Source organism: Streptomyces kaniharaensis (genome assembly GCF_009569385.1).
Lineage (GTDB): Bacteria > Actinomycetota > Actinomycetes > Streptomycetales > Streptomycetaceae > Kitasatospora > Kitasatospora kaniharaensis.
Genome location: NZ_WBOF01000003.1, coordinates 315,884 through 338,056, shown reverse-complemented (window position 1 = coordinate 338,056; position 22,173 = coordinate 315,884). Strand labels below are relative to the sequence as shown.

Annotated in this window: 21 protein-coding genes and 2 pseudogenes; 13 read left to right on the top strand and 10 right to left on the bottom strand. The window is 71.3% G+C overall.

All coding sequences use genetic code 11. The features are described 5' to 3' along the window. Positions 1-45 precede the first annotated feature (45 nt). Positions 46-1,074, bottom strand: a complete 1,029-nt coding sequence (locus tag F7Q99_RS32705; protein ID WP_153468412.1) for an MBL fold metallo-hydrolase — start codon at positions 1,072-1,074, stop codon at positions 46-48. 118 nt (positions 1,075-1,192) lie between these two features. Next, complete coding sequence (gene bla / locus F7Q99_RS32700) at positions 1,193-2,104, bottom strand: class A beta-lactamase (RefSeq protein ID WP_153468409.1); 912 nt, start codon at positions 2,102-2,104, stop codon at positions 1,193-1,195. 183 nt (positions 2,105-2,287) lie between these two features. Between bla and F7Q99_RS32695 the strand changes: the two genes are divergently transcribed. Together F7Q99_RS32695 and F7Q99_RS32690 are read left to right on the top strand one after the other, a co-directional pair. Further along, entirely contained in the window at positions 2,288-3,235 is a 948-nt protein-coding gene (locus F7Q99_RS32695; RefSeq protein WP_153468406.1) for a LysR family transcriptional regulator, read from the top strand. 86 nt (positions 3,236-3,321) lie between these two features. Next, positions 3,322-4,176 carry a serine hydrolase gene (locus tag F7Q99_RS32690; RefSeq protein WP_326847480.1) on the top strand — a complete coding sequence of 285 codons (855 nt, stop codon included), beginning with the start codon at positions 3,322-3,324 and terminating at the stop codon, positions 4,174-4,176. A gap of 73 nt (positions 4,177-4,249) precedes the next feature. On the opposite strand, the gene F7Q99_RS32685 is transcribed toward F7Q99_RS32690, so the two are convergent. Then, complete coding sequence (locus F7Q99_RS32685) at positions 4,250-4,666, bottom strand: Hsp20/alpha crystallin family protein (protein ID WP_230211119.1); 417 nt, start codon at positions 4,664-4,666, stop codon at positions 4,250-4,252. Positions 4,667-4,916: 250 nt separating this feature from the next. Between F7Q99_RS32685 and F7Q99_RS32680 the strand changes: the two genes are divergently transcribed. From F7Q99_RS32680 to F7Q99_RS32665, 4 genes and pseudogenes are all read left to right on the top strand, one after another. After that, on the top strand, positions 4,917-5,885 hold the full coding sequence (locus tag F7Q99_RS32680; RefSeq protein WP_153468403.1) for a hypothetical protein: 969 nt from the start codon (positions 4,917-4,919) through the stop codon (positions 5,883-5,885). 210 nt (positions 5,886-6,095) lie between these two features. After that, a pseudogene (locus F7Q99_RS32675) lies at positions 6,096-6,260 on the top strand (Ku protein); the annotation flags it as partial. Positions 6,261-6,325: 65 nt separating this feature from the next. Next, entirely contained in the window at positions 6,326-7,621 is a 1,296-nt protein-coding gene (locus F7Q99_RS32670) for a tyrosine-type recombinase/integrase (RefSeq protein ID WP_230211118.1), read from the top strand. Further along, entirely contained in the window at positions 7,618-10,056 is a 2,439-nt protein-coding gene (locus tag F7Q99_RS32665) for a tyrosine-type recombinase/integrase (RefSeq protein ID WP_326847417.1), read from the top strand. The genes F7Q99_RS32670 and F7Q99_RS32665 overlap by 4 nt, the downstream gene beginning before the upstream one ends. Here the strand turns inward: F7Q99_RS32665 and F7Q99_RS40615 are convergent. Beyond that, complete coding sequence (locus F7Q99_RS40615; protein ID WP_195911354.1) at positions 10,053-10,472, bottom strand: DUF4145 domain-containing protein; 420 nt, start codon at positions 10,470-10,472, stop codon at positions 10,053-10,055. The genes F7Q99_RS32665 and F7Q99_RS40615 overlap by 4 nt on opposite strands. 475 nt (positions 10,473-10,947) lie before the next feature. Between F7Q99_RS40615 and ku the strand changes: the two are divergent. Continuing rightward, positions 10,948-11,856, top strand: a pseudogene (gene ku / locus F7Q99_RS32655) (non-homologous end joining protein Ku); the annotation flags it as partial. 127 nt (positions 11,857-11,983) lie between these two features. On the opposite strand, the gene F7Q99_RS32650 reads toward ku, so the two are convergent. Together F7Q99_RS32650 and F7Q99_RS32645 are read right to left on the bottom strand one after the other, a co-directional pair. Next, on the bottom strand, positions 11,984-12,349 hold the full coding sequence (locus F7Q99_RS32650) for a DUF488 domain-containing protein (RefSeq protein ID WP_153468394.1): 366 nt from the start codon (positions 12,347-12,349) through the stop codon (positions 11,984-11,986). A gap of 225 nt (positions 12,350-12,574) precedes the next feature. Next, positions 12,575-13,621 carry a YihY/virulence factor BrkB family protein gene (locus tag F7Q99_RS32645; RefSeq protein WP_153468391.1) on the bottom strand — a complete coding sequence of 349 codons (1,047 nt, stop codon included), beginning with the start codon at positions 13,619-13,621 and terminating at the stop codon, positions 12,575-12,577. Positions 13,622-13,814: 193 nt separating this feature from the next. Here F7Q99_RS32645 and F7Q99_RS40610 point away from each other — a divergent pair, with 193 nt between their 5' ends. The 3 genes from F7Q99_RS40610 (at position 13,815) to F7Q99_RS32630 (ending at position 17,657) form a co-directional block, all read left to right on the top strand. Continuing rightward, positions 13,815-14,138: an STAS domain-containing protein gene (locus tag F7Q99_RS40610; protein ID WP_195911353.1), complete on the top strand. Its 324-nt coding sequence runs from the start codon at positions 13,815-13,817 to the stop codon at positions 14,136-14,138. Next, a complete protein-coding gene (locus F7Q99_RS32635) occupies positions 14,131-16,533 on the top strand; it encodes a SpoIIE family protein phosphatase (protein WP_195911352.1) in 2,403 nt (800 codons plus the stop codon). Before F7Q99_RS40610 ends, F7Q99_RS32635 begins: the two co-directional genes overlap by 8 nt. Positions 16,534-16,661: 128 nt before the next feature. Further along, entirely contained in the window at positions 16,662-17,657 is a 996-nt protein-coding gene (locus F7Q99_RS32630; protein WP_153468381.1) for an iron-containing redox enzyme family protein, read from the top strand. Here F7Q99_RS32630 and F7Q99_RS32625 read toward each other — a convergent pair. The 3 genes from F7Q99_RS32625 to F7Q99_RS32615 form a co-directional block, all read right to left on the bottom strand. Further along, positions 17,631-17,867 (bottom strand): CDGSH iron-sulfur domain-containing protein, encoded by a 237-nt coding sequence (locus F7Q99_RS32625; protein ID WP_326847416.1) that lies wholly within the window; start codon positions 17,865-17,867, stop codon positions 17,631-17,633. The genes F7Q99_RS32630 and F7Q99_RS32625 overlap by 27 nt on opposite strands. Then, positions 17,851-18,507 carry a HemK2/MTQ2 family protein methyltransferase gene (locus F7Q99_RS32620; protein WP_153468379.1) on the bottom strand — a complete coding sequence of 219 codons (657 nt, stop codon included), beginning with the start codon at positions 18,505-18,507 and terminating at the stop codon, positions 17,851-17,853. The genes F7Q99_RS32625 and F7Q99_RS32620 overlap by 17 nt, the downstream gene beginning before the upstream one ends. 284 nt (positions 18,508-18,791) lie before the next feature. Continuing rightward, a complete protein-coding gene (locus F7Q99_RS32615) occupies positions 18,792-19,679 on the bottom strand; it encodes a Rieske (2Fe-2S) protein (protein ID WP_153468376.1) in 888 nt (295 codons plus the stop codon). A 248-nt stretch (positions 19,680-19,927) separates the two neighbouring features. Between F7Q99_RS32615 and F7Q99_RS32610 the strand changes: the two genes are divergently transcribed. The 3 genes from F7Q99_RS32610 to F7Q99_RS32600 all read left to right on the top strand — a co-directional run bounded on the left by F7Q99_RS32610 (position 19,928) and on the right by F7Q99_RS32600 (position 21,858). Then, complete coding sequence (locus F7Q99_RS32610) at positions 19,928-20,656, top strand: GAF and ANTAR domain-containing protein (protein WP_153468373.1); 729 nt, start codon at positions 19,928-19,930, stop codon at positions 20,654-20,656. Positions 20,657-20,715: 59 nt separating this feature from the next. Continuing rightward, the gene (locus F7Q99_RS32605; protein WP_195911351.1) at positions 20,716-21,441 is read left to right on the top strand and encodes a GAF and ANTAR domain-containing protein; all 726 of its coding nucleotides are present in this window, start codon (positions 20,716-20,718) and stop codon (positions 21,439-21,441) included. A gap of 180 nt (positions 21,442-21,621) precedes the next feature. Beyond that, positions 21,622-21,858: a DUF6296 family protein gene (locus F7Q99_RS32600; RefSeq protein ID WP_153468367.1), complete on the top strand. Its 237-nt coding sequence runs from the start codon at positions 21,622-21,624 to the stop codon at positions 21,856-21,858. 6 nt (positions 21,859-21,864) lie between these two features. On the opposite strand, the gene F7Q99_RS32595 is transcribed toward F7Q99_RS32600, so the two are convergent. Then, entirely contained in the window at positions 21,865-22,089 is a 225-nt protein-coding gene (locus tag F7Q99_RS32595; protein ID WP_153468364.1) for a hypothetical protein, read from the bottom strand. Positions 22,090-22,173: the final 84 nt, after the last annotated feature.

The window sequence follows — 22,173 nt, the reverse complement described above, 5'->3', positions numbered from 1 at the left end:
ACGACCAAGGCGCGACCGCTCCACGGTCGGCCGGTCGTGCCGTACTCACGGCGTGAACGACTCCAGGTGGTCCAGGCGGATGAACCGAGCGGACGGGCTGGCCTGCCGGACGGCCGTCTCGAGTGCGGTCAGGCCGCCCCAGTCGCGGGCGGGCTCGGTGAGCGCGTGGTCGAAGTCGTCCCAGTGGGTGGGGATGACGTACGGAGGGTGGTCCAGGACGTCCAGGAGCCGGGGAACGTAGTCGGGAACCGAGGCTCCGCCGGGCTGCACAAGGAGCACGTCCGGGGCGAGTCCGGCGAGTTGGCGGGCGTCGTAGTTGGCGCCGCCGTTGTCGAGGATGCTGAGCCGGTCGCCGATGGTGATGAGGTAGGCGAGCGTGCCGCCCTCCACCAGGTCCGAGATCACCTGCGGCCGGGGCGGCGGTGAGCCGGGCCGGGTGCCGGGAAAGGGCACCTTCTGGCGGGGCCCGGTCATCGAGTGCAGCGAGTTGAGCACCTGGATGGTGTAGCCGTCGAACTGCAGGTACTCGCCGCCGCGCACCACCGACAGCTGGTCCTTCGGTGCGCCGAGCGCGGTCAGCAGGTTGGCGTGGGTCTCGGTGCCCAGCACCGTCGCGCCGGTGCGGGCCGCGATGTACGGGATGTCGGGCAGGTGGTCGTAGTGGCCGTGGGTCACCAGGATCTGGGCGGCCCGCAGTCGGAGGCTGTCGATGAGGCCGGTGTCCACGGTGATCGGGGTGGCGGGGTCGGCGCCCTGCGGGGTGTAGGTGCCGGTCCGGAAGCGGGTGATCCACGGGTCGATCAGGATCGTCGTGGGCTTGTCCGGATCGCCGAAGGAGATCTCCCAGCCGTTGTTGCCCAGCCAGCGCAGCTGCACCCCGGAGGAACCCGGCGGGCCGAGCCGGCGTCGTGGACCGCCGGCCACCTGCGGGGTGGTGGTGCCGGACGACGCGCCGATCAGGGCGGCGGCACCGGCGAGGGTCGCCGTGCCCGTCGCGGAGGCCGCGAGCAGGTGCCGGCGGGACAACCGGCGTGCGGCGGGCCCGTCCTGACGTGATTTCCTGAGCGGTGACATTCGCGGCGATCTCCTTGAGCGGTACGGGAACAGCCACTTCGGCGGCTGGGCTGGTGAGAGGTGGTGGCGGGTGGGCTGGTTCGGGTTGGGCGGACGGCCTGCTGCGTGCCGGTGTGGATCAGCCGAGGGCGCCGACGGCGGCCCGCGTCGCCTGGGCGATCAGGGCGTCGTCGGAGGTGGCGTCCGGCTTTCCGCGGTCGGACAGGACGACGATGACCAGCGGGCTGCGGCCACCGGACGGCCAGACGACGGCGATGTCGTTCCGGGTGCCGTAACCCGCGTTGCCGGTCTTGTCGCCGACCTTCCAGTCGGCGGGGAGGCCGGCGCGGATGTACGGGCCGCCGGTGGTGTTGGCGACCAGCCAGTCGGTGAGCAGCCGGCGCCGGTCGTCCGCCAGGACGTCACCGAGCACGTAGCGGCGCAGGTCGGCGGCGAGGACGCGGGGCGTGCTGGTGTCGCGGGGGTCGCCCGGGGTGGCCTCGTTGAGGGTCGGCTCGGTGCGGTTGACGTTGGTGGTCGCATCGCCGAGGTCGCGCAGGGCCTGTTGAATGGCCGCCGGGCCGCCGAGCTCGGCCGTGACGAGGTTGGCCGCGGTGTTGTCGCTGTACTCGATGGCGGCGGAGGCCAGGTCGCGCACCCGCATGCCAGTGGCCACGTGCTGCGAGGTGATCGGCGCCCACTTCAGCAGGTCCTCCGTGCGGAAGGCGACCACCTTGTCCAGTTGTTCGTCGGAGGCGTGGCGCAGCAGGGCGCCGGTGGCGAGCGCCTTGCTGGTGGAGGCGAACGCGAACCGCTCGTCGGCGCGGTGGACGATCTCCCTGCCGCTGCCGGTGTCCAGCGCGTAGACGCCGAGGCGGGCGCCGAAACGTTGTTCAAGTTCGTTGAAAGAAGCCGTGATTGGAGCGGTTGCCGTGGGGGAGGGGGCGCTCGCGGGGCTGCTGCCGCTCGGGGTGCACCCGGTCAGCAGCGTGGCCGCGAGCAGGGCCGCGGTCGGTAGCGCGGTACGGGAGCGCCGGAGCGCAGTCGTCATCGGTGATCTCCTCGATGTCGTTGGTCTTGCGTGGGGAAAGCGCTTCGACGCCTCAGGAATCGAGCCGGATCCGTCGATCCGGCAACGGGCCCGGCGCTCGCCCAGCTAAACAGGACGTCAGGAGTCCAGTCCAAGACCATGATGGTGAAGAGATCAATATCGAAATGCCTATGATGGCTGGTCATGGACCTGTTAGGGCATCTTCGCCACTTCCGCGTCGTTGCCGAGGAACGTCACTTCGGCCGCGCCGCCGAACGTCTGCGGATCGCCCAGCCCTCGCTCTCCCAGCGGATCCAGCGCCTGGAACGCGAACTCGGCGTGACTCTGTTCGACCGCGGTCCGCGCGGGGCCGCCCTCACGCCGGCGGGCAGACTGCTGCTCGCGGAGGCCGAGGAACTGCTGGAGTGCTCCGCCCGCCTGCTGGCGACCGCCGCCGACCTGCGCACCGGCCGGGCGGGCACCCTGCGCGCCGCCGTCCCGCCCGACCTCGGGCCGGCCGCCCTGGCCGCGCTGCTCACCGGCTTCGAGACCGCCTCCCCGGGCACCCGGCTCGACCTGCGGGAACTGTCCGTGGCCGCCGTGGTGCGCGAACTCGCCCAGCACACCGTGGACGTCGCCGTCGTCCGTCACCCGTGCCCGGCCCTCGGACTGGCCTTCGGACCGCTGCTGCACCAGCCGCTGGGCGTTCTGCTCGCCGCCGGGAGCCCCCAGGCCGACCGACCGGAGCTGGCCGTGGCCGAGCTGACCGGCCGGCGCCTGGTGCTCTTCCCCCGCCCCACCGCTCCAGCGTTGTACGACGAGATGCTCACCACCCTGACCCGGCACGGCTGCACGCCGGAGGCGGTCGTCGACCCGCCCGGACCGGACGTCGCGGGAGCACTCGTGCTCACCGGGACCGCCGTCGCCCTGGTACCGCGCACCGTACCGCCACCCGGTACGGTTTGGCGTCCGCTGACCGGTACCCCGCTGACCTGGCGCACCTCCACGGCCTGGCCGGCCGGGCGCGGCGGGCCGGCCGTGCGGCTGTTCACCGAGGCCGCCCACCAGGCGCTGACCGAACACGGCGGCCTGCTGCCCCAGTTGCCCGACCGCCCGCTCTTCCCCCGGCCCGCAATGGAGTTCCCGCTGTGACCAGCAACCGCACCGCCAGGACGGGTACCGCGAGCACGGGTACCTCCGGCACGCGCGCGGCCGGCACGCGCGCGGCGCGCGCCCGCATCGCCGCCGCCTTCGCCGATGCCGGAGTCAGCGGATGGCTGCACGCCCGCGACCTCGACACCGGCGCCGACATCGCCCTCGGCGCCGACACCCTGGTCAGCACCGCCAGCGTCCACAAGCTCTGCCTCCTGGTCACGCTGTTCCGGGAGGCCGCCGCCGGACGGATCGACCTCACCCGGCAGCTGGACATCCCCGCCGCCGGCCGCACCGCCGGGCAGACGGGACTGGCGGCCATGCTCGACGCGGCCCGGCTCTCACTGCGCGACCTCGCCTACCTGACCGCCGCGGTCAGCGACAACGCGGCCGCGGACGTGCTCTGGGACGAGGTCGGCCTGGACGCCGTCAACCGCACCATGGCCGAACTGGGCCTGACCCGGACCGTCGCCGTCCACGGGTTCCGCGATCTGATCGCCGCCCTCGCCGACGACACGGGCACCGACTCCCCGGTCGATCCCGCCGTGGTCGCCAGACTCAGGGTCCTCGACCCGACCTTCACCAACCGCAGCACCGCCCGCGAGATGACCGCCCTGCTGGCCGCCCTCTGGAGCGGCGAAGCCTGCCCCGGCGAACCCGGCACCGCGCTGCGCCGCCTCCTCGGCCTCCAGGTCTGGCCCCATCGGCTGGCCGCGGGCTTCCCGTTCGACGACGTCCGCGTCCACGGCAAGACGGGCACCCTGCCGACCCTTCGCCACGAGGTCGGCGTCGTCGAGTACCCCGACGGCGGCCGCTACGCCCTCGCCGTGTTCACCCGCGCCGCCGCCACCAGCATCACCCTCCCCGCCGCCGACGCCGCCATCGGCACCGCCGCCCGCCTCGCCGTCGATGCCCTGCGCGTCATCGCCAACCAAGTCTGAGTCGATCGCGATGCCCGCCCCCGTAGCGGAGGGCGGGCAGCTCTGGGGCCCTTGCGGGCCTTCGCCGGGTTGCTCAGCGGTTGATCTTGATGCGGCGGGCAGCCGGCCGTTCGGTGTCCATGGGCACCGTCACGGTGAGCACGCCCTTGTCGTAGGTCGCGCTGATGTCCTCTTCCTTGGCCTCGGCCGGCAGGCCGATGGTGCGGACGAACGTGCCGTAGTGGAACTCGCTGTGCTGCTTGTCCTTCTTCTCCTCGCTGCGCTGAGCCCGGATGGTGAGGGTGTGGTCCCGGACGGTGATCTCGACGTCCTCGTCGGGATCGACGCCAGGCAGCTCGGCCTGGACGACGTACGCACCGTCCTTCTCGTACTCCTCGATCCGGATCATGTGCTGCCCGGCGCGCGCGCCGAAGGGGAAGCCTTCGAACAGCTCGGACAAGTCCGACCGCCAGGGGGACATGGGCATCCGTCGCATGATGTCGGCAGGCATCGTCGCCTCCTCACGCGGATCACAAGACTGCATATGGGCGGCTACCCTTCCGCGCGCCATCCACACATCGCCTGGCGACGAGGCCGGCCGTGGTCGCACATGGGCGCCAGTGCCGCACCGGACAGTGTTGGTGAAGCACGGGATGCTTCTCTCGTCGGAGAGCGTGGCTTTCGGGGTGTGAGGTGCAGGCAGACGAGGAACTCGACGACCGACAGGCCCAGCGACCAGGCAAGCCGTAGAGTCCGTAAGCGTGGCCGACAAGCCGCCCGACTTCGACGCGATCGCCGGCGAGCTCTACGTACTCGCCCCGCAGGGCTTCACCGCGGCTCGCAACGATCGCGCCGACAAGCTCAAGGAGACCGACCCGCAGCTCGCGAAGCAAGTCCGTGCGCTGCGCCGCCCCACTCTGGCCGCCTGGGCCGCCAACATCCTCACCCACCGGCACCATGACCTGGTCGGACGGCTGCTCGAGCTCGGACAGGCGCTGCGGGACGCCCAGGAACACCTCGCCGGCGAACAGCTGCGCGTCCTCGCGGAGCAGCGCCGCGAACTGGTGCGGGCCCTGACCGGGCAAGCGGAGCGGGACGCAGCGGCGGCCGGTCACCCGCTCGGCGCGGAGGCGGTCGCCGGCCTGGACCGGACACTGAGTGCTGCGCTCGCGGACCCCGACGCGGCACGGGCCCTGGCCGAAGGCCGGCTGACCGCTGCGCTCGAGCCGCCGATCTGGCCGGTCGCCCCGGCCGAGGTCGAAACGGGGCAGGGAGCAGGTGCGACAACAGACGGGCCGCGACGGGCAGCGGGACGGCGGGCGCCCGGGACGGCCGCGAAGCCCGGCAAGCAGGAACGGTCCACGGACCGGGCCGAAGCCGACCGCCGGCATCGACGCGAGCGGGACCAGGCCCGGGAGGCGGTGGCCGCGGCGAAGCGGACCGAGCGGGAGGCGGCCAGGCACGCCGCCGAGGCCGAGCAGGCGCTCCGCGACGCCCGGTCGGCCCGGCGGCGGGCAGGGGACGAGGTCGAGCGGGCCCGGGCCGCGCTCGCCCGGGCGCGGGAACACGAGGCCGACGCCCAGGAGGACCTCGCACAGGCCGGGGAGCAGGTGCGGGCCGCTGAGGACGCCGCGCGCACGGCCCACGACCAGGCTTCCCGGGCAGGGGAAGCCGTACAGCAGGCCGCAGCGAGGCTGCGGGAGCTGGAGGCCGCCGGCCGTGGCGGCTGAGCACGGGCCGGGTGCTGCGGGTTTGAGCGTGCGGATGTCTGTCCAGGAGCCCGGTAGGGCGTCGTCGCCGCCTCCGAGCGGGGCCCAGCAGGCGACGGCGCCCATCAGCCCAGCACCGCGTGCGGAACGGCGGCCCGGCGGCCACGCTGGCGGTGACCCGTCCCGTACCAGCGCGACGGCCGACGTGGTGCGAAAAGGGAGGTGGCCGCCATGACCCGACCCGTATGGACAGGAGTGCTGGCCTTCGGGCTTGTCACCGTGCCCGTGGCCCTCTACACGGCGACCGAGGACCACTCGGTGCGCTTCCACCAGTTGCAACGCGGCACCTCCGACCGGGTCCGCAACAAGCGGGTGAACGAGCGCACGGGCAAGGAGGGTGTGTTGACTGAACTAAAACCGCTATTTGTGCAGGTCAGGGGCGGTTCTGCTACCTTCCCGGCATGGCTGACATGGGGAGTCCCGAGAGGGATCTGAAACGGCTTGTGGTGCCCGATTTGGGGCGGTTATTTGAGACGGGTGATCCTTGGGAGCCCTACTGGGTGCTGGGTCGTGACGGGGGTCGCATCGAGCCCGTCACGGCGTACTTCAAGGACCTTCAGGCGGCTGGGAGCCCAGCAACGACCTTGCGCTCGTACGGAATGGACCTGCTGCGCTGGTGGCGATTCCTGTGGGCGATCGAGATCGAGTGGGACCGGGCGGTCCGCGAAGATGCCCGTGACTTCGCGCTGTGGATGCAGCTTGCGGACAAACCCAAACGGGTTCACTGGCGACACCGCGGCAAGGACCCATCTCAAATCCAGTCGCCAACAACGAAGTTGAGGATTCCTTCGCCCGGAGCGCCGAACCCGGTGACCGGCAAGCCGACCATCGGCACGAAGTACGCGGCCCGCACCCGAGCCCATTGCGAGACGGTCGTACGAGGCTTCTACGACTTCCACCTTGAACGCAACACCGGATCCCTCCTGGTCAACCCATTCCCTCTGGCCCGCCGGCGAGGCACGTACCGCCCGAACGCGCACCACAACCCGGAGCATGACCATCGGCGCGAGCGAACCGGGCGATACCGGCCGAAGATCCCTGAGGGGGCACCGCGGCGGATTCCGGACGAGAAGTACACCGAGATCTTCGCCGGCCTGCGCTCTGACCGTGACCGAGCGTTGCTGGCCTTCTGGGTCGCCTCTGGCGCCCGCGCCGAGGAACTCCTCAGCTCCCGCCAGGACGACGCGTCAGTGGGCCAGCAGGTCATCGGCGTGATTCGCAAGGGAACTCGCGCCCATCAGCAACTGCCAGCCTCGCCTGACGCATTCGTGTGGCTGCGGCTCTACCAGGAGGAGGCCTGGCGCAAGGGGGTTCCCCGAGGCCGCAATCAGCCCCTGTGGTGGACGCTTCGGCGCCCCTGGCGGCCTCTGAACTACCACGCGGCCCGCGCCATGTTCGGGCGCGCCAACGAGCTCCTGGGCGCCAACTGGACCCTCCACGACCTCCGGCACACCGCGTCATTCCGCATGGCCAACGACCCCGAGATGTCGCTGCTCTACGTCAAGGAAATCCTCGGACACCGCCAGCTCTCGACTACTCAGCGTTACCTATTGCCCGCCTTGGACGAGGTGATCGCAGCCGGACTTGCCCACCTGGCCCGCCGGCGGCAGCTCCAGGAGAACCCACCGCCAGCCCCGTCGCCCCCGGCCTACAACCCTGGCGCCCTCGACATCCTGTTCGGAGGTCCGCTCACGTGACGACGCTGGTCAGCATGCCCGCGCCGCCCGTCCCTGCCACGCACCGGGGAGGAGAAGCAGCAGCCCTGCTGCAGTCCTTTCCGCCTCGGACTCCGTCGATCTCGTGGCCACAGACCGAGGCGTCCCGCGAGGAGGTCGTCGACCGGCTGCGGAAACCACCCCTGCGGCCCGCGCGAAAGGAAGCGCACATCCAGAGGATGGTCGGCGTTCACCTGCTGCTGGGATGGCTGGAGAGCCTCCCAGGCACCACCTGGCAGCAGCGGTGGAACGCCAGCCCCGCCTCCGTCTCCTACGACGGCTGGCGGGAGCCGGTCTTCGCATGGGCCGCCGCCCACGGCCGACCCCCGGGCCGAGCCTGGAGTGATGCAGGCCTCCTGGCCCTGATCTGCGCGGACGTCATCCGCCCGAGCATGCAGTGGCTTGCCGGCAACCCGTCGCGACATCTGCGTCCGGCCCTCGCTGCCACCCGCGATCCAGGGGGCTTCGCCCGCCTGGAGTCCGACATCCCTGCGCACGAACGTGCGACCCCAAACGGCTCTCGGGCGATGAAGTACATCGCCCAGATCGTCGCCGCCTGCGGCGGCGTCGACGACATCGTCGTAGGCGATCTACTCGCGCACCCCAAGCTCCAGGAACGAAGTCACGGTGGCTCCGGGCCAGTTCGGCTTGCCTACACCTGGCTGCGAAACCGCGGCCAGTTCCCTCCCACCGCTCCCGTCACTCTCCACAGCATGACCGCCCGCACCGGGCCGATCAGCCCGGCCGGACTGATCGACCGCTATCGGATGCGATGCCGCCCCATTCGCGACCTTCTGGTCGACTACCTCACCGAACGTCAACCATCCGTCGACTTCACCACGTTGAACACGATCGCTTCGCACCTGGGCGGCCTTTTCTGGGCGGACTTGGAACACCACCACCCTGACCTCGACACCCTTCGACTCCCGACCGAGATCAGCGACGCTTGGAAGGCACGTGTCGCGGTGAAGACCGTCCGCCGGCGGGACCCTAACGGCACCATCCAGACAGTGACAGAGCCCCGTCGAAGTGCACCGGGGGTGAAGTCGACAGTGCGGTCCTTCTACCTCGACCTCGCGCAATGGGCTCTTGAGGAGCCCGAACGATGGGGGCAGTGGGCGGCACCCTGCCCGATCAGCGAAGCCGAGTGTGGGACGAAGAAGCTCGAACAGCGGCAGAAGTCATGGTCAGACCAGCGCACCCGCGAACGCCTGCCCGTGCTCCCTGTGCTCGTCCGCACAGCCGAACGCCGGCTCCGAGAGGCCCGAGCGCTCCTCGACTCCGTCGACGCAGTTCCTCCCGGCTCCACCATCACGGTCGACGGCAAGCACTACACCCTCCCGAAGGCCTCCTATCGAGTCGGAGGGCCGGCCTACATCTACGACACGAACGGAGTCCGACGCAGCCCCCGCACAGAAGAAAAGCATGCCTTCTTCGCATGGGCCACCATCGAAATTCTCCGCCATACGGGCATCAGGATCGAAGAGCTGCAGGAACTCAGCCACCACAGCATCATCCGCTACAAGCTTCCCACCACCGGCGAAGTCGTACCTCTCCTGCAGATCGCCCCTTCCAAGACCGATAAGGAGAGGCTCCTGCTCGTCAGCCCCGAACTCGCCGACGTGCTCAGTGCAATCGTAAGTCGCGTCAGGCAGGCGGACGGAGCAATTCCCCCTATCGCGACCTACGACGGGCAGGAGCGAGTCTGGAATGCTCCAATGCCGGTTCTCTACCAATGGGCCGTCAGCGGCGAGCGCCGTCCAATCTCCAGTAACACCATTCGGCGGGCCCTGAATGCGACACTCGAAGCCTCAGGGCTTGTCGACAAGCACGGCAAGCCGTTGCACTTTGAGCCGCACGACTTCCGGAGAATCTTTATCACCGACGCCATCCTCAACGGCCTTCCCCCGCACATCGCCCAGGTCATCGCAGGCCACGAAAGCCTCAACACCACAATGGGATACGCAGCGATCTACCCAGCTGATGCCATTGAAGCTCACCGGGCCTTCATCGCCCGACGTCGGCAGGCCCGACCTGTCGAAGAGTATCGGGTCGTCACGCCGGAAGAATGGGACGAGTTCCTTGGCCACTTTGAGCGCAGAAAGCTCGCTCTCGGAGAGTGCGGGCGAGCATACGGGACGGACTGCATTCATGAGCATGCTTGCGTCCGATGCCCCGTACTCATTGTGAGCCATTCCGAAAGGAGCAGGCTTGAAGAAATCGAGATTAACCTGAGCGATCGGATTTCCGAAGCTGAGCGCGAAGGGTGGCTCGGCGAGGTCGAAGGTCTCCGGGTGAGCCTGGTCGCCCTACAGGAGAAGCTAGCGCAGCTTGACGCACGTCAGCAGCGCAGAGGCTCTCCTGTGTTCCTGGGAGTCCCCACGTTCGACCAGCTTCCGGGGCGTGCAACCATCTAGAAGTTCCATTGCTCCGGAACCTCGGTCAGAACATCGACAGGCTTTCCCTTCCTTGCCGTAATCATGGCGGCCTTATCTAGAATTGCCCGGCTGGAGTTATCGTAGAGCAAGGTGAGTGCCTGATCGAAAATCTCAACCCCGTCCAGGACGCTATGCATGTCCAGGATGCTCTCATGGCTGCCTACATTGCCGATGAATTTGACAGCCAGCAGAAGGTCTCCGACCTCCTTGAGGTTCGGCTTTGCCTTTTGGAAGAGCTCGATTCGGCTGTGAAGGTTCAAGTCGGTTGTCTTGCCCTTCCTGTCGAGGCCCTTGCGCATGATCCCCTGATCGTCCATTAGGGCCTCTGCGGCCGACCTCAGCCTGTTAGCCGCTGAGCTTGGGTCGGCCCACAGCACTGCCGAAGCGATCTTCACTCGCTTTCGGACTTCCTCTGGGCATAGATCGAAACTCTCGATTAGCGGCAGCGAGGGATAAAAGTGAGTCGGGTTATAAAACTCGCAGTACGGGGATTCCTCATAGCTGGATATGGTTGACTTATATCCATAGCTCATCGCCCCGACGACTCGAACAATCTCGCAGGATCGGCCATTGCATTGCAAGATGCAGTGAAAGGCGCCCGAAATACAATCCGGCTCCCAATTGGGATCCGAGTGCAGCGACTCGCTGTCTTTTGACTCCTCCCTGACTAGAGAGTTCTCGACCAGCGTAAGGCCTTTCCTTTTACATGTTGGGCAAGGAATATGGGGCCACAGTGTGACGTCTTCGGGAAGGCCGTGAGAGATGACCCGAAGGTCCTTGATCAACATGTTCGCCATGGCCGCCAGTCTGCCACTCTCGGCGACACGCCGTCAGGCCCCTTTGCTCGCTTAGTTCAGAGAAGTCCCGTTCGGGGAGATCGTCAAGGGGTACGAGCTCACCGAGGGCGAGTACGTGATCGTCGAGCCGGACGAGCTGGAGCAGATCTCGCCGGGCCGGTCGAAGACGATCGACATCTCCGCGTTCGTCGACCTCGACCAGGTCGATCCGATCTTCTTCGACCGCACGTACTACCTCGGGCCGCGCTCGCCGGAGTACGCGAAGATCTACGCGCTGCTGGCGACGTCGCTGGAGCGGACGAACCGGGCCGGGCTGGCGATGTTCGCGATGCGCGGCAAGGAGTACCTGACGGCCGTGCGGGCCGACGGCGGGCTGCTGGAACTGCACACGATGCACTTCGCCGACGAGGTCCGCGACCCGAGGAGGGAGATCGACAGCCTGCCGGGCGAGGACGTGAAACTCACCGCGAAGGAACTCGACACGGCCCAGCAACTGATCGGCATGCTCGAAGTCGACTGGGATCCGGACGCCTATCGCGACACCTACGCCGAGCAGGTCCGCAAGCTCGTCGAGGACAAGGCCGCCGGCCGCGAGATCGCCGTCTCCGAGGGCCCGCCGGCCGAGGCCACCAACGTCGTCGACCTCATGGACGTCCTGCGCCGCAGCCTGGAGGGGGCCCGGGGCGGCAAGGGCGAGGCCGAGCCGGCCGCCGCCGGCGGGCGGAAGCAGAGCCGCAGAGCCACGAGCCGCACGCCCAAGGCCGCGACCGGCACCAAGAGCACGTCGGCGAAGACCGCCAAGGCCGCACCCACGGCGAAGAAGCGGATCACCGCCAAGGAGGACCTCGACCGGCTCACCAAGGCGGAGCTGTACGAACGGGCCACCGACCTGGACATACCGCACCGCTCCACCATGAACCGCGACGAACTCCAGAGCGCTGTGCAGAAGGCCGGCCGAAAGCGTCTGCGCGCCGCGTCCTGACTGTCCGGCGCAAGGCCCTGAGGCTGGGCAGATGTGTCGGTGGCCGTAGGCCAGGTAGGTCGCGCCGCCGGGGCACGACCATACCTGGAGATCCGTCCCGTCCGAGCCGTCGCTGTTGCAGCGTCGATCACTGCTTCTTCCCGGTCAGCCACTCGGCGAGTACGGCGGCCTGGCTGTGGTCGACGTCCTTGGTGGCGGTCAGGAGCGTGAGCCTGTCGTGGGAGGCGAGGTCGCGCAGGTGCCCGGCGGCCTCGTGGTGTGCGGCGTCCCGCAGCTCGGCGCGGTAGCGGCGGCGGAACTCGGTGAAGCGGCTCGGCTCGTGGCTGTACCAGCGGCGCAGTTCGGTCGACGGGGCGACGTCTCGAAGCCACTCGTCCAGGTGTGCGTCCTCCTTGCGCAGGCCGCGAGGCCAGACCCGGTCGACGAGCACCCTCTGCCCGTCCTGCGGCGACGACTCTTCGTAGACTCGCCGGTAGGTGATCTGTGCGGCCATGACGGCGCCCTCCCAGATCGATCGGCTGGTCCGGTTCAGAACCGGCGGGACGGCTCCCGGTACCCCGTAGAAGACGCTTTCGACGCGCCCATTTTATCGAGGGCCGCGGGTCACGTACCCGGGACGTGCGTGAATCGACACACCGTCGAACTGGTTCGAGGAGCGGACCAACGCCGTTACCTGCCAAGGGCGTTGGGAGTTAGGCTGTCGCTCTTCTGTCCACGGTCACGGCTCCGGGCCGGAGCGGCGGTCGGTCTTGCCACCGTCGGCCTGTTCGGCCTGTTCGGCCTGTTCGGCTTGGTCGGGCGGAGCCGTGTCGCCGTCCGTGAACGCGACTTCGACCTGCTCCTCGGGCCGGCGTTCCTCCTGCCGCGCGACCGACTCCAGGACCTGCTCGTCGGCGTCGGTGAGCGGCGGCTGGCGCAGGCTGCGCGGCCACAGGTGCCGGGCGAGCACGACGTTGGCCTCGGCGGCGTACACCGTGATCTGCGCGGCCAGGTAGAGCCAGAACAGCAGGCCGATGACCGTGGCGAAGAAGCCGTAGACCTGACCGGCGTGGCGCAGTTCGTGGGTGACCAGGACGGATCCGAACGCCTGGAGGAGGGTGAAGAGCGGTCCCGCGAGCAGGCAGCCGGGCCACAGGGCGCGGGTCGGGATCCCGCCGGGTGTGAGCACGCGGAAGCAACCCAGGCACAGGGCGGTGTTGAGCATCGCGGAGACGAGCAGGCCGCCGATGCGGGCGGGCAGTCCGGTCAGCGACGTGGCCACGAGCGAGGCCGTTGCGGTGGCCAGCAGCAGCCCGGTGCCGAGAACGGCCAGCAGCAGGAGGCTGCGGACCAGGCGCGGCCAGTAGCCCGGCCGCCGAACGCCCGGGACGTTCCAGATCTCCGCCATGGCGTGCTGGAGCACCTGGGCGATGCCGAGCGCCCCGTAGAGGAGGCCGAGCGCGCCGATGGCCACGGCGAGGCCGTTGCCCTGCAGGGAGTGGACGTTCTGGCGGAGCTGGTCGCCGATGATCGGGAAGTCGGCGAGTGCGGAATCGAGCACGGCCCGCTGCGCGCCGGGGCGGCCGTGCAGGACGAAGCCGAGCGCGGTGCTGAGCAGGAGCAGCAACGGGATGAGCGCGAGGAACCCGTAGTAGCAGATGAGAGCGGCGAGCAGTCCGCCGCGGTCGTCGCCGTACTTCTTGACCACACCGAAGACCACGGCCGTCGGCGTGTGGCGCTGCTGGAAGCGGTCCAGCGAGCGCAGGGTTCGTTCGACCCGGTTCATGCCATCCTCCCTCCAGCGCGGGACGGCCCGGAGGACGCGCCGGGCCGGGCCCGCGTGGTGCGTCTGCCCGCCGAGGCGACGGCTACCACCCCTCGACGGACAGGTTCGCTCCGAGTGGCCTCCCGGACCTAGCCTGGAGAAGGGCCCGGGGCTCACCGGCGAGCGGCCGGGCCGAAGGGCGAGAGTGACCCAGATGAAGGACTTCCCGCAGGTCAACGGCTGGACGGTGATCGCGCTCAGCGGGGACCTCGACGACTTCGCGGCGCACGACGTCCGGCGGCTGCTCGACGCCCTGGTGGACGGTGGAGAGGCCCGCGTGGTCGTCGATCTCGCCGCCGTCGGCTTCGTGGACTCCACCGGCCTCAACGCGCTGCTGAGCGCGGCCAGGCGGGCGCGCGACGGGCGGGGTGCGGTGCGGCTGGCCGGTGCCGTGCCGAGGGTCCGGGACGTGGTGGAGCTCAGCGGCGTGTCGGCGGTGCTGCCGCTCTACCCGGATGTGGCGGCGGCCTGTGCCTGAGCACCCGACCTCCGACCGCGCTGCCCGCGTCGACGAGACGGCCGTACTGCGGGAGGCCGTGGACCGGCTGCGCGCCGAGGCGGAGGGGCTGCGCCGGGCGATGCGGACCCGGGGCGTCATCGAACAGGCGAAGGGCATGCTCACCGAGCGGCTCGGCTGCACGCCGGACGAGGCCTTCGGCCACCTGGTGCGGCTCTCTCAGGACACCAACCGCCGACTCGCGGACATCGCGGCCGGGCTGGTGGGCCTCGCGGTGCCGATCGAGGACACCGCGGGCGACCAGGAGGTTCCGCCCCGCGCCGTCGAGCAGACCCGCCCGGCGCCGCATCCGCCCACCCCGGCGCCGCCGGGTTCGGCGCCCCTCACCCCGGTCCCCGGCCTGGCTGCCCGCTATCACCTGGCCGCCTCGGCCCTGGCCAGCGCCGACACGCCCGAGGAACTGGCCCGGCTGCTGCACGAGGTGGCGATGGCGCCACTCGGCGTCGTCGCCGTGGTGCTGGGCCTGCTGGAACCCGACGGCGCCCTCGTGCTGGTCGGCAGCCACGGGGTGGAGTCCCGCCGGATCAGCCAGTGGCAGCGCATTCCGCCGGAGGTCGGGGTGCCGCTGGTGACGGCGGCGCATGGCGGCGGCCTGGTCTGGGAGTTCGACCCCGACGACGTCGGCGGCCGGCCGCCCGAGACCGGCCGGATCGTCCCCGGCCGGATCGCCTGCGCCGTGCCGCTGCGCCGCGGCGACCGGATCATCGGGGCGATGAGCCTCGGCTGGGGCGGCCCGGCCGACCGGGCCCGCGCGGCCACCCGCTACCTGGACGCGCTGGCCGGCCTCGTGGCGGCACACCTGCTGCGGGTCACCGCCGCCGACAGCACCGAGCCGGGGCTGGTGGTGCCGGGCGGCGAGTACTGGTTCCGGGACGTCCTGGACGCGATGTTCGAGCCGGTGCTCGTGCTCTCCTCGGTCCGCGAGGGCGTCAGCGCCGGCGCGATCACCGACCTGCGGGTCGGCTACGCGAACGCCAGGGCCGCTGCGGGCCCGACGGTCGGCCGTCGGCTCAGCGAGCTCTTCCCCGGGCTGGTCGCGACCGGCGCCTTCGCCGGGATCCTGGACGCGGTGGCCACCGGCGTCCGGTACGAGGGCTGGGCCGAGGACTTCACGGGCGCGGGGAGCGCCGTGATCTTCTCGGTGCGGGCGGTGCCCTTCCTCGACGGCGTGCTGCTCACCTGGCGGCCCCGGAACGGCGCCGCGGAGCGTGCGGCCCGGCTCGGCGAGGTGCAGCGGCTGGCGGGCGTCGGCAGCTTCCAGTGGACTGCCGGGTCGCGGGGCGTCGAGCTGTCGGACGAGGCGCTCCGGCTGCTCGGTCTGGATTCCGGACGCACGAGCCCGGTCACCTCGGCCGAGGCGCTGGCGTGCGTGAGCCCGCCGGACCGCGCCGCCGTCCGGCTGTTCGCCGGTCGGCTGCTGGGCGGGCGGCGATCGGCGGCCCTGGACTTCGACGTCGGGCCGGCGGACTCGAGCGCCCGCACCGTGCGGATCACCGCGGAGACGGTCGTCGATCCGGGCACCGGCCGCCTGCGCGCCGTGCGGGGCGTCCTCCAGGACGTCACGGAGTGGCACCGCACCGAGCAGGTCATGGCCGGGATGCGGGCCCGGCTCGCCGAGCAGCGGCGCCGGGCCGCCGCCGAACACCGCACGACGCGGACCCTGCAGACGGCCCTCATGGCCGCGCCGAGCGAGCCGGAGCCGTCCCGCTCCGGTCTGGACCACGCCGCACGCTACCTGCCCGCCGCGGACCGCCCCCGGGTGGGCGGCGACTGGTACGACCTCGCCGAGCTGCCGGACGACCGGGTCCTGCTCGCCGTGGGGGACGTCAGCGGCCACGGTCTCACCGCCGCGGTGGGCATGTCGGAACTGCGGCACGCCCTGCGTGGCCTCTGCTACACGGGCGAGGGCCCGGCCGGAATGCTCGGACGGCTCAACGCCATGCTCTGCCACCAGGGCAGCCACCGGATCGCCAGCGTGCTGTGCGGCCTGTTCGACCCCGCCGCCCGGGCGCTCACCTGGAGCGCGGCCGGGCACCTGCCACCGGCCGTGATGCGGGACGGCGCCGCTGCCCTCACCGAGGGGCCGACCGGCAGCGTCCTCGGAGCGCTGCCGGAGACCCGCTTCCGCGACACCGTGCTGCCACTGGGGCCCGGCGACACCGTGCTGCTCTGGACGGACGGCCTGCTGAACCGCCGCGGAGGCACCGGCCGTCCGGACCACCTCCTGCGCGCGGCCGAGGAATGCGCCGCATCCGATCTGGCGGACTGCCTCGACCACATCGCCACCCGCCTCGGCGGGCCCAACCCCGCCGACGACAGCTGCCTGCTCGCCGTACGGCTGCGCCCCGGGCGTTAGGCGGCGCCCGTACGGGGAAGCCGCACCGGCGGATCGGGGGACGGCCCTGCGAGGGAGGCGGGCACGATGGACCGACGGGGAGCAGGCGTACGGCGGTGCGGCTGTACCGAGGGCTGTTGGAGCGGACGATGAGCGGCCTGTTCGGCCCGCGCGGGCCGCTGTCGGAGGCGGTCCTGGGCCTGGTGACGGCCGGACCGCCCGGCGCCGGACGGCTGCTCGCACCGCCCGGCCCCTTCACCGATCCGTGGGGCGAGGACCACCAGCTCGCGCTGTACCTCTGCTACGAACTCCACGACCGGGGCCTGCCGGGTGTCCACCCTGGCTGGGAGTGGGAGCCCGAACTGCTGGCCCTGCGGCGCGCGTTGGAGCGCTCCTTCCTTGCCGCGGTGCGCGCCGAGGCGGAGCCCGTGCGGCCGCTGTCCGACGCGCTGGGGCGGCTGTTGGTGGAGCCGTCCGAGGGCACCGGTCCCTCGCACTTCCTGTTGGCCGAGGGCGAGCGCCGGCACGCCCGCGAGTACCTGGTGCACCGCTCGGTCTACCACCTCAAGGAAGCCGACCCGCAGGTGTGGGTGCTGCCGAGGATCCATGGGCCCGCGCAGGCGGTGCTGATGGCGATCGCGTACGACGAGTACGGCGCCGGGCGCCCGGAGCGGGCCCATGCCCTGCTGTTCGCCCGGATGATGGCTGCTTTCGGCCTCGATCCCGGCTACGGGCACTACCTGGACCTGGTTCCCGCGCCGTCCCTGGCTGCGGTCAACCTGATGATGCTCTTCGGCCTGCACCGGGCGCTGCGCGGCGCGGCCGTCGGGCAGTTCGCCACGATCGAGGTCACCTCCTCACCAGGAGCCGCCCGCCTGGCCGACGCGCTGGAGCGGCTGGGCGGCGGGCCCGACGGCACCCTGTTCTACCGCGAACACGTCGAGGCGGACGCCGTCCACGAGCAACTGGTCCGCCGCGGAGTCATCGAGGAACTGGTCGCCGCTGAGCCGGAGTTGGAGCCGGACATCGCCTTCGGCGTGGCCGCCGCCGAGGTGGTGGACGGCCGCTTCGCCGACCACCTGCTCGGCCACTGGCGGGCCGGACGCACGTCCCTGCGCTCACCCCTGCCGGACGGCCGTCCCTGAGTCGCCGCCCGGACGGCCGCGCCGCCGGTGGCTGGTGTCGCAGAACGGGTAGCGACGGCTGCGGCGGCAGGCGCACAGCGCCACCACCGGGCGTTCGCAGACCCGGACCGTGCCGTCCGGCAGAACGATCTCGACAGGACCCTCGATCAGCAGGGGACCGCCCGGGACGACGACGATCCGGGTCGCGGCCCGGTCAGCGTTCCCGGACACCGCGCACCACCACCAGCTCCTCCTCGCGCTCGCCCGGCGCGATCAGCCGCAAGCGTTCGAACAGCGTGGCACGCGCCGTCATCACCGGCCCGAAGGCCTGCCGTCTGCGGGCCACCACCGTCGTTCGCAGTCCGGCGGCACGCAGCGTCGTGAGTGTGGCCGGCACGTTCGCGAGCGAGGACTGCACGACAAGCAGCACGCCGCCGCGGGCCAGCAGGCGAGGGGCCGTCCGGCAGATCCGGTCCAGGAGCAGCCGCCCGTCCGGTCCGCCGTCCCAGGCCAGTGCGGCGCCGCAGCCCGGCGCGCTCGTGCCGGTCCCGGCCGGGACGTACGGCGGATTGGCGGTGATCAGGTCGAAGCGCTGCCCGGCCACCGGAGCCAGCAGGTCGCCCCGGCGCAGCCGGATCCGGCGGTGGTGGAGCCTGGCGTTGAGCCAGGCCGTGGCGACCGCTCGGGCGGACAGGTCCACCGCCGTGACCTGTGCCCCCTTCCCCGAGGCCGCGAGCGCGACGGCGCCCGTCCCGGTGCAGAGGTCCAGCACGCGGCTGGAGGCGTGCAGCGGCTCGCGGCACACACAGGAGACCAGCAAGTGGGTGTCGCCCTGCGGCGCGTACACGCCCGGCGGTCTGATCAGCAGCATGCCGGGCGGCTGCCCCGTGTGGCGCCCTCCACACCCGTCAGGCCCGTCACACCCGTCAGGCCCGGGCGGGCAGCCCGGGTAGATTCCGCGGTCACACCTCGAGGACAGGTACCGCACGTACACGTGTCCAGCGGGGACGGCCGCCACCCGGATCCCGGTGCCGTACGGGTGCTCCGGGACGGCGTGATCGGCCGGTGGGACGACGGCGGTCATGCCTCCTCCTGCGGTGCTCCCGGGCGGCTGCCCGCGCCCGCGGAGGCGGGACGCGTGCCGGGGACGGCCGGTCAGCCGGCCCCGGGCAGCCGCACCTCCAGGTGCCCCGAGAGCACCCGGGTCTCGAACACCGGTTGCGGCGCCGTGGCCGGTCCCTGCACCACCTCGCCGTCCCGCAGCCGGAACTCGCTGCCGTGCCACGGGCAGCGCAGGCAGCCGTCGGCCACCGTCCCCTCGGAGAGCGGACCGGACAGGTGGGCGCAGCGCTCCGCGAGCACATGGCAGCGCTCCCCGTCCCGGACCACGACGACGGCCAGTTCGCCCGCCATCCTGCGGGTGGGCTCCCCGACCGGGAAGTTCTCGACCGGGCCGAGCCCGACCCAGTCCGCCGGTGCCAACCGGGGCACCGCGGCCGCGCGGTCGGGGCCGGCGGCCTGCCGGTAGGACAGGTGCCCACCGAGCGCCGCCCCCGCCGAGACGGCGGCCAGCCCGGCCAGGCCGAGCACCCGGCCGCGGACACGGCGCCCTCGGCTGCGGGCCAGCAGCGAACCGGCGTACAGCAGCACACCGGTGATGTTGGCGGTGGCGTGGACCAGGCCGGTGCGGCGGCGGGGCGGGTCGAGCCGGGCCCAGTCCACCCAGCCGGCGAGCGCGGCGGGCCCGGCGGTCAGCAGTCCTGCCGCCACCAGGACGTCGGCCGACCGGCGCCCGCCCGGGGTGAAGTCCAGCAGACCCGCCGACATCCAGCAGCCGAGCGGCAGCTGGACGAGAGCCGGGTGGAGGGGGTGGCCGAGCCACACGCCACGCAGCGCGTCGCGGTACGGCCCGAGCGGAAGGGATTCCACCGCGTCGGCGAGAGGCCCGGCCGGGATGTCCAGGATTTCCCAGTGCGCCGGTGCGTCCAGCGCGCCGCGCAGGCGCCGGGACCACGGGCGGGTGTGCAGAGATGTGGTGTCCATACCCGTCGGCTAGCCGGGCACCGGCCCCTCCAAACCCGGTTCCGGCCGTGTGTGACGAGCCGATCCGGGTAGACGCGCATCGATGGACGAGCCGTGGCGGCGACGGGGCCGTCAGGTCGCGGCCGGCCATCCTCCGGCACCTATACTGCGATGATCACGCTGCGACGCGATGTGACGTGGTGTGACCACCACGACAACCAGCCACCGCCCGAGGGCGGCGGGAGACGAAAGAAGAACGAGGCGCGGAGATGGCCGATCTGACGCGGATCGCGCAGATCATGGCCGAGGCCGTCAACGGCCCGGGCCGACCGTCCCTGCCCGAACGGCTCTGCCTCGCCTGCGTCGAGGCCCTGACCGTGGAAGCCGCCGCGATCACGCTGATGGCCGACACCGGCCACCGCGCCGGCGTCTGGGCCAGCGACGGACGCGCCCGGCGGATGGAGGAGCGGCAGTTCAGCCTGGGCGAAGGCCCGGGCGTGGACGCTTTCCGCAGCCGGCGCCCGGTGTCGGTCGCCGATCTCCTGTCGCCCGCCGAGATGCGCTGGCCGGTGCTGACGGTCGACCTCGCCTCGGCCGCTCCCGTCCACCACGGGCTGCGCAGCGTCTACGTTTCACCGCTCCACCTCGGAACCTCCAGCATCGGCGTCCTGAGCCTCTACCGTTCCGATCCGGGTGTCCCCGGCACCGAGGAGGTCGCCGACATCCAGGTCGCCGCGACCACCGTGACCCTCGCGATCGTCGGCTCGTTCATGGGGCCGTCCGGCGACGTACCGGCTCAACCCTGGCTGGACGATCCGCCGCTCAACGGCGTGGAGGTGGACCAGGCGGTCGGCATGATCATGGTGCAACTGAGCGTGTCCGCCACGGAGGCCCTGGACCGGCTGCGCGCCCACGCCTTCGCGCAGGACCAGGAGATCGACCAGGTCGCGCGTGACGTGGTGCGGCGGCGGCTGCGCTTCACGGAGGAGGACCGATGACGGATGACCGAGGGCAGGGGGCGGGCGTAGCCTGGCCTCGAGGGGACATGGAGGCTGCCATGACGCGCGAGGCCCGCGTGAACGAGGCGTTCGCCGGGCTCACCGAGACACTGATCGGACCGGGCTACGACACCGTCGAGTTCCTGCACCGGCTCACCGAGGTCTGCACGGGACTCAGCGGGACGGCGGGCTGCGGTCTCGTCGTGGCGGACCGCCGCGGCAACCTGCGCGACATCGCCTACTCCGGCGACCGGGTCCGCCACCTGGCAGCGCTGCAGATCGCGATCGGCGAGGGGCCCTGCCTGGACTGCCACCGCACCGGCGAGCCCGTCGTCGAACGGGATCTCGGCCAAGCGCAGGATCGCTGGCCCCGGTTCGTCCCTCAGGCGCTCGCCCTCGGCTTCCGTTCGGTGCGCGCGGTACCACTGCGCCTGGACGGCCGGACCGTGGGCGCGCTGAACGTCTTCGACGTCCGTACCGGGGTCGAGCCGGGCCAGGACGGCCCGGACATCGTCCAGCCGCTCGCCGACCTCGCCGTGATCGCCCTGCTCCAGCGCAAGCACGGACGGGAGCAGACCGCCGCGGAGGAGATCAGCACCGCGCTGGTGGACCGGACCGCCATCGAACGGGCGAAGGGCGTGCTCGCCGAGGCCGGCGGGCTGGACATGGACACCGCCTTCGAGGTGCTCCGCTCACACGCCCGCCGCTCCGGCACCGGCGTGGCCGACGTGGCCCGCTCCCTGGTGGAGGGAGCCCTGGAGCCGGTCACCGTGCTGGCGGGCTGACCGCCCGGACGTCCGGCCCGCGCTCCTGATCGTCTTGCCGGCCCTGGCCGTCTCGGCCATGCTGGTCGAAATGATCACCGTTCTGGCCTGGTCACGAAGCCCCCGGTTCCCACTACTCGTGTACAAGGAGCCAGGTGGGGAGGACAATTCAGCCAGAGGGTGGGGAGAAGGAGGCCTGTCATGAGAAGCCTCAATCGCCGCTATGCGGTGACCCTACCCGGCCCGATCGGCGGGCACGCTCCGCTGTCCGTCGTCGTCGTTCACGCGACCGACGCCGTGGGGCCCGGTGGAGGCCTTGTCTGGGAGAACGTGGACGGCGACCTCCGGGTCGAGATCTTCGGCGAGGTGGCCAACGTCCTCACCGCTCCCGCGGGCGGCAGCCGGCACCCCTGCCTGCAGGCAGTGCCACTGCCGTGACGGATGTCAACCGTCGGTCGCCGCCATCGCCTCGCGGACGGTGACGAGACAGGGATCGCAGTACCGGTCCGGCAACGCCGGGCCGGTACCGTCGGTCGGGGGCACGACACGCTGGGACGGTTCGAGGAACCGCCCGCACAGGGACGCCGTCGCGTCGTCCTTCGCCACCACGTGCCACACCACGGCGGGCGGGGAGACCGCCGGGTCGTGCTCGGCCCACATCTCGTACACGGCACAACCTCCGGATCGCTGGGGACTCGGTCACTCCATGCAACCCCGGGGCGTCCCGATCGGCCACCGGGCCGGGCCCGGTGG